The organism is Pseudomonas sp. C27(2019), assembly GCF_008807395.1.
Lineage (GTDB): Bacteria > Pseudomonadota > Gammaproteobacteria > Pseudomonadales > Pseudomonadaceae > Denitrificimonas.
The window spans coordinates 491758-504352 of the sequence record NZ_CP043320.1 but is presented as its reverse complement, the minus strand read 5'-3'; the positions used below and the strand labels follow the sequence as shown (position 1 = coordinate 504352).

The following is a 12595-nucleotide window of genomic DNA, read 5'->3' as shown; positions in this document are numbered from 1 at the left end:
GTTACAGCTTACTGCAACTGACTTATTCCCACTCAATAGTGGCTGGTGGCTTGCTCGACACATCGTACACCACCCGTGAAATGCCTTCGATTTCATTGATGATCCGGCCTGATACTGTTTCCAGTAAATCGTAAGGTAAATGTGCCCAGCGCGCGGTCATAAAGTCGATGGTTTCTACCGCGCGCAGTGAGACAACCCACGCATAACGGCGTGCATCACCCACTACACCGACAGATTTGACCGGTAAAAACACAGCAAAGGCTTGGCTGGTTTTATCGTACCAACCTGATTTGCGCAGCTCTTCAATAAAAATATGATCGGCTTGGCGTAACAGGTCAGCATACTCTTTGGTCACTTCGCCAAGGATACGCACACCTAAACCAGGGCCTGGGAACGGGTGTCGGTAAACCATATCGTGCGGTAGACCCAGCTCAACACCGAGCTTGCGCACCTCATCTTTAAACAGCTCGCGCAGCGGTTCAACCAACTCAAACTTCATATCTTCTGGCAAGCCACCCACGTTGTGGTGTGATTTAATCACATGGGCTTTACCATTTTTAATCGCTGCTGACTCAATCACGTCAGGGTAAATCGTACCCTGCGCAAGGAAATCAATGCCTTCTAATTTGCTCGCTTCTTCATCAAAGACTTCAATAAAGGTGCGGCCAATGATTTTGCGCTTGGCTTCTGGATCGGACTCGCCTTTGAGCAGGTCTAAATAGCGCTGCTCAGCATCAACACGGATGACTTTCACCCCCATATTATCTGCAAACATGCGCATCACTTGATCACCTTCATGCAAACGCAGCAAGCCATGGTCAACAAACACACAGGTCAATTGATCACCAATCGCTTTGTGCAGTAACGCGGCCACTACCGATGAATCCACACCGCCGGACAAACCGAGCAAGACTTTACGATCACCCACCTGCGCACGCACAGTAGCAATGGCATCGTCTACGATATTGGCTGGTGTCCACAGCGCTTCACAGGCACAAATCTCTAAAACAAAACGCCTTAAAATCTCAGCACCTTGCGTCGTGTGAGTTACTTCTGGGTGAAACTGCACACCATAGTATTGGCGCGCCGTGTCGGCCATACCGGCTATTGGGCAGCTACCCGTGCCGGCAATCGCAGTAAAGCCTTCAGGCAACACAGTCACTTTATCGCCGTGGCTCATCCATACATCTAGGCCGTTCGGTGATGCCGTTGTAGCGGCATCACGCAAACCGTCCAGCAAAGGATTATCTGCCAGCACATTAACCCGCGCTGAACCAAACTCACGCAGATTAGAGCCCTGCACTTGACCGCCCAACTGCTGCGCCATGGTTTGCATGCCATAGCACACGCCTAGCAAAGGGATGCCCAGATCAAACACCAACTGCGGCGCGCGCGGGCTGTGCTCCATATGCACAGACTCAGGGCCACCGGACAAGATAATGCCGCGCGGGTTAAACGCACGAATCACATCTTCACTGACATCAAAGGGGTGAATTTCGCAGAACACACCAATGCCACGAATACGGCGCGCGATCAACTGCGTGTACTGTGAGCCGAAATCTAAAACTAAAATGCGGTGAGCATGAATATCTTGAGCAGCCATGGAATATGTCTCGGTAGCAATTTATAAACTTATGAAAAGACAAACCGCCTCAGTACGGCGGTTTGTCTAACGAATATGAGTCCAGCTTAGCTGACTCGATAGTTCGGAGCTTCTTTGGTGATTTGCACATCATGCACATGGGATTCAGCCATCCCTGCGCCGGTTATACGTACAAATTCAGGCTTGCTGCGCATCTCTTCAATAGTGGCACAGCCGGTATAGCCCATTGAGGCGCGCAAACCACCCATCAACTGATGGACAATCGCTGACATTGCACCTTTGTAAGGTACGCGTCCTTCAATGCCTTCAGGTACGAGTTTTTCTGCACCGCCACTGCTGTCTTGGAAGTAGCGATCAGATGAGCCTTCAGCTTGCGCCATAGCACCTAGCGAACCCATGCCGCGGTATGACTTGTAGGAGCGGCCTTGGAACAATTCAATTTCACCTGGCGACTCTTCAGTACCGGCAAACATTGAGCCCATCATCACGGCATCAGCGCCAGCTACAATGGCTTTCGATAAATCACCAGAGAAGCGAATACCACCATCAGCAATCATCGGCACGCCGGTGCCTTGCAAGGCAGCAGACACATTGGCAATCGCAGAAATCTGTGGCACACCAACACCGGCAACAATACGCGTGGTACAAATTGAACCAGGACCAATACCGACTTTAACCGCATCGGCACCTGCTTCAACCAAGGCTAAAGCCGCTTCGCCAGTAGCAATATTACCGCCAATCACCTGCACGTCAGGGTAATTCTGTTTTACCCAACGCACACGTTCTAGCACGCCTTTAGAATGACCGTGCGCAGTATCAACAACAATGACATCAATACCTGCCGCTGCTAACGCCGTGATACGTTCTTCAGTGTCAGCCCCAGTACCTACAGCGGCGCCGACACGTAAACGGCCTTGCTCGTCTTTCGAGGCAAAGGGGTAGCTTTTAGCTTTTTCAATATCACGGAATGTGACCATGCCGCGCAGCTGGAACTTATCGTTGACCACCAGCATTTTTTCAATACGGTGTTCATACAGCTTGGTTTTAATGTCTTCTAAACCTGTACCTTCCAGCACAGTCACCAGTTGCTCTTTTGGCGTCATAATCGCAGCAACAGTATCGCCAGCATTGGGCGTATAGCGCAGGTCACGCCCAGTGACAATACCAACTAATTGCTTATCTGAATCAAGCACAGGAAAACCTGAGAAACCTAGCTCGTCAGCACGCTTAAGCAGAGTAAAGATTTTCATATCTGGGGTGACGGTGACAGGATCATGCACGATCGCCGTTTCGTGACGCTTTACTTTGCGCACTTCGGCCGCTTGCTGTTCGACTGTCATATTTTTATGGATGATACCGATGCCGCCTTCTTGCGCCATAGCAATGGCCAAACGGGCTTCAGTTACAGTATCCATTGCTGCAGACAACAATGGAATATTGAGTTCGATTTTACGAGTAAGACGGGTTTTTAAGCTGACATCTTTCGGTAAAACCTCGGAATAACCGGGGATTAACAATACATCGTCAAAGGTTAGAGCTTCTTGGCTGATACGCAGCATATTTGCACGCTCCCGAACGGGAAAAATGGAAGCGCGGTATTATACCGCGCAACGTTTGGCTTCTCAATGGCTAGACACGTAAACGTAGCATAGCCTCTAATCAACAGTTCAATTACTCCATGTCTTTACGCTTGTACGGATAAACATCAATGACCTTACCGTCACGAATAGCGTCTTGCAGGCCTTGCCAGTACGACGCTTCAAATAAATCACCATGCAACTCTTTAAACAACTTACGGTGCTTTATATCGGTGAACAAAAAGCGCGGAAACTCTTCTGGAAAAACATCATGCGGACCTACTGAATACCAAGGCTCTGCTGACATTTCATCTTCAGGAAAGCGCGGCTCAGGGATCTTACGAAAATTTACTTCGGTTAAGTAGCTGATTTCATCATAATCATAAAACACCACTCGACCATGGCGAGTGACACCAAAGTTTTTTAGCAGCATATCACCTGGGAAAATATTGGCAGCCGCCAGCTGCTTAATCGCCAAACCATACTCTTCTAAAGCATCCCTGACTTGCTGTTCATTAGCCGTATCTAAATAAATATTCAACGGCGTCATGCGCCGCTCAGTCCAGCAGTGTCGAACCAGCACCTCATCACCCTGTACTTCAACAGTCGATGGTGCGACATCCAGCAACTCGCGCAAGCACTCTGGGTCAAACTTGGCAACAGGAAAGCGAAAATCGGCAAACTCTTGGGTGTCGGCTAAGCGCCCAACTCGGTCAACATATTTCACCATGCGGTAACGATCAATCACCGTCTCACGCGTCACGTTTTTCGACGGAGAGAAACGGTCTTTGATAATTTTAAACACCGTATTAAAACCTGGCAGAGTAAACACACTCATCACCATACCGCGCACACCATCAGCCATCACAAACTTGTCATCAGTGGTTTCCAAGTGTTTGATCAGCGCACGATAGAACTCTGACTTGCCTTGCTTATAAAAACCAATCGAAGTGTACAATTCAGAAATGTGCTTGCGTGGCAAAATGCGGCGCAAAAAGCTAATAAACTCAGCAGGATAAGCGACGCGCACCATAAAATAGGAGCGGGTGAAGGAGAAGATAATCGACACTTCAGCCTCATCAACAATCACCGCGTCCATACGGATTCCTTGCCCTTCACGATTGAGCACAGGTATCACCAGCGGCCATTGCTCATCCTGAGTAAAGACGCGCCCGACTAAATAGGCGCCTTTATTGCGGTACAAACGTGAACTGTACAGTTCAATACATAACTCAGGGTCTTTGCACACCCAATCTGGCAAACTGGCGCGCAATTGTTCCTCGAGGCGAGCAAGATCAGCTTCTTGATCAGCGTACGGCACAGAAAAGCGATAGTCCTCACTGATTTGTCGCAAGCTGGCAGCTATATCACCGTCTGGGCGGTAGGTACGAATCTGCATTGGCGTATCGTGCTCACGCAGCGCAGGGCGCGTGCTGTGCACAAACATGCACTCATCACTGATCAAATCATGACTAAATAAGCTGTTAAAAATCGAGTTAAACCAGGTTTCTGACAATTCATCATCAAGACGCAAATCAATTTGCCCAATATAGGACTGTTTAATCTGCGGCCAACACTCAATATTGAGCAACACATCAGAACCGTAGGTGGCTAAGAGCTCATCCCGCGCTAAAGTCGCACGTATTTTATACAGCTGAATACGCGCTGCCGATGCGTCTTGAATTTCTTGCCACTGAGCCTTTTCAAAGCGCTCACGGCCTAAATTAGTGATTTGACGAAACTGTTCACGATAGTCATCAAAACTATCTAAAATCTGTCGCGCTATGGCAACAGATGGGCAATCAATAGCCATTGAATACACTCCATCAATAATAGACCTACAACATGCCTGCACACGGCCGTCCACATGCAGGCATCGATACATCGCCGACTTTACTGAGCCAATTGCTGCTCAGTAAACAAATCATCAAACAGCATACTGGATAGATAACGCTCACCTGAGTCTGGCAGAATTACCACGATCGTTTTACCTTGCATACTAGGCTGCTCTGCCAAGCGCACAGCTGCGGTCATCGCAGCGCCACAAGAAATACCACATAAGATACCCTCTTCACGCATTAAGCGTAGCGCCATCTGCTTGGATTCTTCATCGCTAACCAACTCAACCTGATCAAGCATGCTTATATCGAGGTTTTTGGGAATAAAACCTGCTCCCAACCCTTGAATTTTATGCGGTGCAGGACTGATTTCTTGCCCTGCCAACATTTGTGTGATGACAGGCGAACCAATGGGTTCAACGCCAACAGAAAGAATCGGCTTACCACAGGTATTTTTAATATAGCGCGACACCCCTGTTAGCGTACCGCCAGTACCAATACCGCTAACTAAAACATCAATAGCACCATCAGTATCTCGCCAAATTTCTGGGCCAGTGGTCTTTTCGTGCGCATCAGGATTGGCGGGGTTATCAAATTGTTGCAGCACCAGATATTTACTAGGGTCAGTCGCAGCAATTTCATTGGCTTTATCAATTGCACCTTTCATGCCTTTCGCAGGCTCAGTCAACACCAGCTCGGCACCGAGTGCTTTAAGAATCTTACGGCGCTCTAAACTCATCGAAGATGGCATGGTTAGGATTAATTTATAACCGCGGGCTGCAGCGACGAAGGCTAAACCAATACCCGTATTGCCTGAAGTTGGCTCGACCATGGTGACGCCAGGCTTGAGTGCTCCGGATGCTTCAGCGGCTTGCACCATGCCAACACCAATGCGGCACTTAACTGAGCCTGCTGGGTTACGAGACTCTATTTTCGCGAGAATCGTGACGCCTTTTGGGCCCAAACGGTTGATTTGCACTAAAGGTGTATTACCCACGCTCTGCGCATTGTCGACATAAATACGGCTCATTGAAGAATCCTCAGCTAATAATTGTTTTATTGTTATGAGACTAAAGCTCAGCACGCTTAGCGTCCAGTCTGATTTTAGGGCTGCATTGCACACATAATGACTGAAAAAGCCTTTTCGTTCACAAACATAAGATGAGCAGGGTATAGTAAGCCGTATTTAATGCCATTTTCCTACTTTGCTTAAAACAATATCGCGCAGGTCTTGCTGAGGTTTTATATGAAATTTTCCGGTACTCAATCGTACGTTGCCACTGATGATCTAAAACTGGCGGTCAATGCTGCCATTACCCTAGAGCGGCCTTTATTGGTAAAAGGTGAGCCCGGCACAGGTAAAACCATGCTGGCCGAGCAGCTGGCTGAATCCTTTGGCGCACGTTTGATTACCTGGCACATTAAATCCACCACCAAAGCCCATCAAGGCTTGTATGAATACGACGCCGTCAGCCGCTTGCGTGACTCACAGCTCAATGCTGACAAAGTTCATGACGTGCGCAACTACATCAACAAAGGCAAGCTGTGGGAAGCTTTTGAGTCAGACGAGCGCGTGATTCTGTTGATCGATGAAATCGACAAAGCCGACATTGAGTTCCCCAACGACTTGCTGCAAGAAATCGACAAAATGGAGTTCTACGTTTACGAGACCGATGAAACCATTACGGCCAAACATCGTCCTATTATTATCATCACCTCCAATAACGAGAAAGAACTGCCGGATGCCTTTTTGCGCCGCTGCTTCTTCCACTACATTGCCTTCCCTGATCGCAACACCTTGCAGAAAATTGTGGATGTGCACTACCCCAATATCAGTCAATCATTGGTTAGCGAAGCGTTGGATGTATTTTTTGATGTGCGCAAAGTCCCCGGCTTAAAGAAAAAACCCTCGACCAGCGAATTGGTTGATTGGTTAAAACTGCTGATGGCTGACAAGATTAGTGAAGCAGCCTTGCGTGAGCGTGATGTCACTAAAGCCATCCCACCTTTAGCAGGTGCTTTAGTCAAGAACGAACAAGATGTGATGCTGCTTGAGCGTTTAGCCTTTATGAGCCGCCGCACCAACCGCTAACACCATGTGCTGCACGGGATGGGCTTTAAGCTGTAGCCGCTATCTCGCTGCACCTTTTACCTAAGAGGTCTGTAGCCATGCTGCTGAATTTATTTAATGAGATGCGTGCCGCCAAGGTACCGGTGACCGTGCGCGAACTGCTGGACTTAATCAATGCGCTGAAACATAACGTGGTGTTTGCCGACATGGATGAGTTTTACTATGTTGCGCGGGCAATTCTGGTTAAAGATGAGCGCCATTACGATAAGTTTGACCGCGCCTTTGCTGCCTACTTTAAAGGCATTGAAAACCTCGATCAGCATATCGAAGCCTTGATTCCTGATGAATGGCTGCGTCGTGAATTTGAGCGTTCGTTAAGCGATGAGGAGCGCGCCCAAATCGAGTCGCTCGGTGGTCTCGACAAGCTGATTGAAGCCTTTAAAAAGCGCCTCGAAGAGCAAAAAGGTAAACACCAAGGCGGAAACAAGTGGATTGGCACTGGCGGCACCAGCCCATTCGGCTCTGGTGGTTACAACCCCGAAGGCTTTCGTTTGGGTGAAGAAGGCAAGCGTCAGGGTAAAGCGGTCAAAGTCTGGGATCAACGCGAATTCAAAGACCTCGATGATCAAGTCGAGATCGGTACGCGCAATATCAAAATTGCTCTGCGTCGCTTGCGCAAATTTGCTCGCCAAGGCGCTGAAGATGAGTTTGATCTGCACGGCACCATCGACCACACCGCGCGTGATGGCGGCCTGCTCAATATCCAGATGCGCCCCGAACGTCGTAACACAGTAAAACTGCTGATTTTGTTTGATATTGGCGGCTCAATGGATGCCCACGTCAAAGTCTGTGAAGAGCTGTTTTCTGCCTGTAAAACTGAGTTCAAACATATGGATTATTATTATTTCCATAACTTTATTTATGAGTCAGTCTGGAAAAATAATTTACGCCGCGGCAATGAGCGCATCCCCACGCAAGATGTGTTGCATAAATACGGTGCAGATTACAAAGTAATTTTTGTCAGCGATGCCGCAATGGCCCCTTACGAAGTCACCCAAGCCGGTGGCAGTGTTGAACACTGGAATGAAGAGCCTGGCTATGTGTGGATGCAGCGTTTTATGCACAAGTTTAAAAAGCTGATCTGGATAAATCCCTACCCAAAACACACCTGGGACTACACTGCATCAACCAGCATTATTCGCGAGCTGATCGATGATCAAATGTACCCGCTAACCATTGAAGGGCTTGAAGAGGGCATGCGGTATTTAGCGAAATAACACTCTGATCTATTGATAGCTGAATGAGTCGTGCTCTTTGACTACCTGCTGCTGCCTAGAAAACCACATCAATGATCGAGACACAGTGCGCTGGTTTCGTGGCAAGCGCGCCAGGGATGGCGCAGCGCCCGAATCGGGTCAGGAAGACCCGTTGAGGGAAGAACGATACCAGTGCGTTGGGTCATACGCACAATCTGCTTGTCGTTTTTACATATTGATTTATATGGAGAGTCATGTGCATGCAGCACTCCGGGGCAGGTGTTAGTCCGTCGATGAACCCATCCTGGGTTCAACTCCGGCGCTACGCCATCCATGGCTCGCTCATCACACCCACCCCGAAGCACTGATTGACCATCTGTAAAATCTTCACTAGTGCAGCTTGAATCATTAGAGCAACAGCAACAGCAACGGCAACGGCAACGGCAACGGCAAGATCATATTCACCAGACATAAAAAAACACTCTGCTCACTATCTGCTGCTGCCTAGAAAACCATATCAATGATCGAGACACAGTGCGCTGGTTTCGTGGCAAGCGCGCCAAGGATGGCGCAGCGCCCGAATCGGGTCAGGAAGACCCGTTGAGGGAAGAACGACACCAGCGCGCTGGGTCATACGCACGTATTGCTCATCGCTTTTGCTTGAGAGCTTAAGAGCTTATATAGAAAATGAAGTGTCGGACCCTGATTTATGACTACCTGCTGCTGTCTAGAAAACCACATCAATGATCGAGACACAGTGCGCTGGTTTCGTGGCAAGCGCGCCAAGGATGGCGCAGCGCCCGAATCGGGTCAGGAAGACCCGTTGAGGGAAGAACGATACCAGTGCGCTGGGTCATACGCACAATCTGCTTGTGCTTTTGATTATTGCCCTATTCAGACAATCCCCAGCATCCCGCTAGCTATTGAAATCAAACTGTCCGCGCTGCAAATCTAATCACTATGCCCTTGCGCAATCATCTCGCCACCACGCCAGAGACGCCATTCACCGGGTGCATAGACATTCCAGCGCTCATTGTCAGTCAGCGGCTCAGTCGCCAACACTGTCACCACATCATTGGGCGTGGTTTCCGCATGAAAATCCACACTCACATCAGCATCCTTCAGCGTTGCAGGACCAAAAGGCGCGCGCCGAGTAATATGCGCCAACTTGGTACTACAAAAACTAAACAGCCAATCACCATTACTCAACAAGCAATTGAATACACCCCTGCTGCGGTACTCTTGGCAAGCCGCAACAATCACAGGCAGAAACTGCTCAATACGACACTGCTCAGTGCAAACTTCGCGCAAGCGGTTTAACAGATCACAAAAAGCCGCCTCACTGTCAGTATCACCGATGGGCTGGTACATCCCTTTTTTCGGGGTAAAATCCGCCAACTGTCCATTGTGGGCAAAACACCAATTGCGCCCCCACATTTCACGCATAAAGGGATGGGTATTGGCTAAGCTGACCGCACCGACATTCGCCTGACGGATATGACCAATCACCGTTTCACTTTTAATCGGGTAGCGCTGCACCAGGCGGGCAATCTCTGAATCGATGCTGGCTTGAGGATCTTGGAATAAACGCAAACCACGCCCTTCGTAAAAACCAATACCCCAACCATCACGATGTGGGCCGGTACGCCCGCCACGTTGCATCAACCCGGTGAAACTAAACACCACATCGGTTGGTACATTAGCGCTCATTCCCAGCAACTCACACATATAAACGTCCTCTAGCGGCGTGCGACAAGACCAGACTCCTGACTGTCCTTCTCTGCATCAAGCATTTGTTGCAGGGTTAACCCAGACTCTGGCTCTTCTGATTTTGATGCTTTTGCAGCCTGACGCTGAGTAGCCTGCAGAGCACTGCGCTTATTACGCGCGACCAACCAGCGCACCAAGACAAAGACTAAATACACCGCAAATAGCATTGCGCCATACATCACCAAGTCAGCGATAGAGCGCCAAGCATCATTACTGACCTTAAACAACAGATCCATCGCCGTTATCGCAATCGCCGGCGCATAAAAATCTCGCGCAGGATCAACCACGGTTGGCGTAAACAATAAAACTGCAGCAATCACCCGTAACGGTTCACGTAAATAGCGCCACATCCAGCTGGTAAAATAAAACCATACTAACAAGCAACCTAAAGCAGAAACGGCATAGATGCTCCAAGCCAACTGATAATCACTTTCTGTCATGATATTTAAAACACTAGAGGGTCAATAGGAGTGCGTATCATAGCGATTTTTGCAAGGTTTCGCTTGAGAGTGAATCATTCTGTACAAAATCAACCCTGAGATTCACACCCGTTACTTAAAAAAACAGCTACTTGCTCTGAACAGCCGTTTATTGATGTTGCTGCAGCGCCCAGCGTACATGCTCACGCACCAGCTCTGACGGGTATTCAAGGCGCGCCTTGAGAGCCTCCAGCACAGGAATCGTACTTGGCGCATTACCTAATCCCACCGCCAAGTTACGCAACCAACGCTCATAACCAGTACGCCTGATCGGCGAGCCTTGCGTGCGCGTTAAAAACTGCTCTTCAGTCCACATAAACAACTCAGCTAAGCTGCTGTTATCTAGACCATGGCGCGGCTGAAAGTCACCCTCCTGAGTGGCTTTAGCAAAGCGATTCCACGGACAGACCAGCTGGCAATCATCACAACCAAAAACCCGATTACCAATCAAAGGTCGCAACTCCACTGGAATCGCATCTTTTAATTCAATGGTCAGGTAGGAAATACAGCGCCGCGCATCCAAGACACGTTCACCAACAAAGGCTTGCGTTGGGCACACCTCTAAACACGCCGTACACTTACCACAGTGATCACGATCATTAGGCGCATCAATTGGTAAAGGCAGGTCAACCAACAGCTCGCCCAAAAAAAACCAACTGCCAGCTTTGCGATTTAATATCAGCGTGTTTTTACCCACCCAGCCTAGGCCTGCTTTGCGCGCCAATGGTTTTTCTAAAACCGGCGCACTGTCAACAAATGCACGATGACCAAAGGGACCAATGGCTTGGGTGATTTTATCGGCCAACTGCTGCAAGCGTTTACGAATCAGCTTGTGGTAATCACGACCCAAGGCATAACGGGATATATAGGCTTGCTCTGGCTGCGCCAGCACATGCGCCATCTGCGTATCTTCAGGCAAATAATCCATACGCACTGAAATCACGCGCTGCGTGCCGGGCACCAACTCATCAGGGCGCGAGCGCATCGTGCCATGACTGGCCATATACGCCATTTCACCGTGGTAGCCAGCAGCTAAATACGCATCTAAACGGCGTGCGTCTTCGCTTAAATCAAGATCAGAAATGCCCAACTGCTGAAAACCCAGCTCAGCTGCCCAACTCCGAATAGATGCGGCTAATGCAAACAGATCAAGCGACTCAGATGACATTCAACGCTATCCCTTTAAAAATTGTTATACTATTACTTAATATTCCAGCATAAATGCAGCCATGGTGATTGACCATAAACCTGTGCGCAGTATACATGCCGCCAACCTTACGTGCCTCTCAGCACGCACAGCAGATACTGATAAAACCAGCTCGATTGGGTACTCTTTACTGTTGGCGTATTAGACAGATTGCCGTTGGCTTGCTCAGCACACAAACGGCACTGCACTGTGCTGTAATATGGCTGTAGGCCTTTACTGAATTCGGGCATGGTGTGACAACCCGCCCTCTATTATATACAACAACATCCGCTTATTATTTGAGGAACACAGCCCATGTCAGGCCTAGAGCTCTATATAGAAGATGAAGCAGCCATGACAGCTTTGGGCCATGCGCTTGCACAACAGACAGCAGGGCACGGCATTGTTTTTTTAGAAGGTGACTTGGGTGCAGGAAAAACCACCTTATCGCGTGGTATTATTCGCGGCTTAGGTCACAGCGGCCCAGTCAAAAGTCCGACCTTCACTTTAGTTGAGCCCTATGAAATAAATGGCCTGCGCGTCTGGCACTTTGACTTGTACCGCTTAGCTGACCCAGAAGAGCTGGAGTATTTAGGTATTCGCGATTATTTGGCTGATGATGACCTGTGTTTAATTGAATGGCCGCAACAAGGGAAAGGTTATTTACCGCAGCCTGACCTTGAAATCATTATAAAAACTCATAATGATGGACGAACTGTGCGATTATTGCCCTATAGCACACGCGGCGAAAGCTGGTGCGTTGCTCTGGCCACTCTAACTTAAGACATCGCGAGGTTATCCGTGCGCCTACAATC

11 protein-coding genes are annotated in these 12595 nt (G+C 48.9%); 3 read left to right on the top strand and 8 right to left on the bottom strand.

Features of this window, described 5'->3' with window-relative positions:
- Positions 1–22: 22 nt before the first annotated feature.
- From guaA to cysK, 4 genes are all read right to left on the bottom strand, one after another.
- Complete coding sequence (guaA, locus tag FXF61_RS02395) at positions 23–1603, bottom strand: glutamine-hydrolyzing GMP synthase (protein WP_151183770.1); 1581 nt, start codon at positions 1601–1603, stop codon at positions 23–25.
- Positions 1604–1689: 86 nt separating this feature from the next.
- Complete coding sequence (guaB, locus tag FXF61_RS02390) at positions 1690–3162, bottom strand: IMP dehydrogenase (protein ID WP_151183769.1); 1473 nt, start codon at positions 3160–3162, stop codon at positions 1690–1692.
- A gap of 112 nt (positions 3163–3274) precedes the next feature.
- Positions 3275–4993, bottom strand: coding sequence for a bifunctional isocitrate dehydrogenase kinase/phosphatase (gene aceK, locus FXF61_RS02385; protein WP_151183768.1), 1719 nt, complete (start codon positions 4991–4993; stop codon positions 3275–3277).
- Positions 4994–5073: 80 nt separating this feature from the next.
- Positions 5074–6048, bottom strand: a complete 975-nt coding sequence (gene cysK, locus FXF61_RS02380; RefSeq protein WP_151183767.1) for a cysteine synthase A — start codon at positions 6046–6048, stop codon at positions 5074–5076.
- Between the two features lie 216 nt (positions 6049–6264).
- On the opposite strand from cysK, the gene FXF61_RS02375 reads away from it, so the two are divergent.
- Complete coding sequence (locus FXF61_RS02375) at positions 6265–7110, top strand: MoxR family ATPase (RefSeq protein ID WP_151183766.1); 846 nt, start codon at positions 6265–6267, stop codon at positions 7108–7110.
- 77 nt (positions 7111–7187) lie between these two features.
- Entirely contained in the window at positions 7188–8366 is a 1179-nt protein-coding gene (locus FXF61_RS02370) for a VWA domain-containing protein (RefSeq protein WP_151183765.1), read from the top strand.
- Between the two features lie 301 nt (positions 8367–8667).
- On the opposite strand, the gene FXF61_RS14840 is transcribed toward FXF61_RS02370, so the two are convergent.
- The 4 genes from FXF61_RS14840 to queG form a co-directional block, all read right to left on the bottom strand.
- Positions 8668–8817, bottom strand: coding sequence for a hypothetical protein (locus FXF61_RS14840; RefSeq protein WP_178087240.1), 150 nt, complete (start codon positions 8815–8817; stop codon positions 8668–8670).
- Between the two features lie 479 nt (positions 8818–9296).
- Positions 9297–10073: a class II glutamine amidotransferase gene (locus FXF61_RS02365; protein ID WP_151183764.1), complete on the bottom strand. Its 777-nt coding sequence runs from the start codon at positions 10071–10073 to the stop codon at positions 9297–9299.
- 11 nt (positions 10074–10084) lie between these two features.
- Positions 10085–10555, bottom strand: a complete 471-nt coding sequence (locus FXF61_RS02360) for an MFS transporter (protein WP_151183763.1) — start codon at positions 10553–10555, stop codon at positions 10085–10087.
- A gap of 148 nt (positions 10556–10703) precedes the next feature.
- Complete coding sequence (queG, locus tag FXF61_RS02355; protein WP_151183762.1) at positions 10704–11762, bottom strand: tRNA epoxyqueuosine(34) reductase QueG; 1059 nt, start codon at positions 11760–11762, stop codon at positions 10704–10706.
- Positions 11763–12095: 333 nt separating this feature from the next.
- Here queG and tsaE point away from each other — a divergent pair, with 333 nt between their 5' ends.
- Positions 12096–12563, top strand: a complete 468-nt coding sequence (tsaE, locus tag FXF61_RS02350) for a tRNA (adenosine(37)-N6)-threonylcarbamoyltransferase complex ATPase subunit type 1 TsaE (RefSeq protein WP_151183761.1) — start codon at positions 12096–12098, stop codon at positions 12561–12563.
- Positions 12564–12595: the final 32 nt, after the last annotated feature.

Excerpts from the sequence above, each read along its gene's own strand:
- queG (WP_151183762.1), bottom strand. The coding sequence starts at position 11,762 with ATGTCATCTGAGTCGCTTGATCTGTTTGCATTAGCCGCATCTATTCGG.
- FXF61_RS02365 (WP_151183764.1), bottom strand. The coding sequence starts at position 10,073 with ATGTGTGAGTTGCTGGGAATGAGCGCTAATGTACCAACCGATGTGGTG.
- FXF61_RS14840 (WP_178087240.1), bottom strand. The coding sequence starts at position 8,817 with ATGTCTGGTGAATATGATCTTGCCGTTGCCGTTGCCGTTGCCGTTGCT.
- cysK (WP_151183767.1), bottom strand. The coding sequence starts at position 6,048 with ATGAGCCGTATTTATGTCGACAATGCGCAGAGCGTGGGTAATACACCT.
- FXF61_RS02375 (WP_151183766.1), top strand. The coding sequence starts at position 6,265 with ATGAAATTTTCCGGTACTCAATCGTACGTTGCCACTGATGATCTAAAA.
- guaB (WP_151183769.1), bottom strand. The coding sequence starts at position 3,162 with ATGCTGCGTATCAGCCAAGAAGCTCTAACCTTTGACGATGTATTGTTA.
- FXF61_RS02370 (WP_151183765.1), top strand. The coding sequence starts at position 7,188 with ATGCTGCTGAATTTATTTAATGAGATGCGTGCCGCCAAGGTACCGGTG.
- FXF61_RS02360 (WP_151183763.1), bottom strand. The coding sequence starts at position 10,555 with ATGACAGAAAGTGATTATCAGTTGGCTTGGAGCATCTATGCCGTTTCT.
- aceK (WP_151183768.1), bottom strand. The coding sequence starts at position 4,993 with ATGGCTATTGATTGCCCATCTGTTGCCATAGCGCGACAGATTTTAGAT.
- guaA (WP_151183770.1), bottom strand. The coding sequence starts at position 1,603 with ATGGCTGCTCAAGATATTCATGCTCACCGCATTTTAGTTTTAGATTTC.
- tsaE (WP_151183761.1), top strand. The coding sequence starts at position 12,096 with ATGTCAGGCCTAGAGCTCTATATAGAAGATGAAGCAGCCATGACAGCT.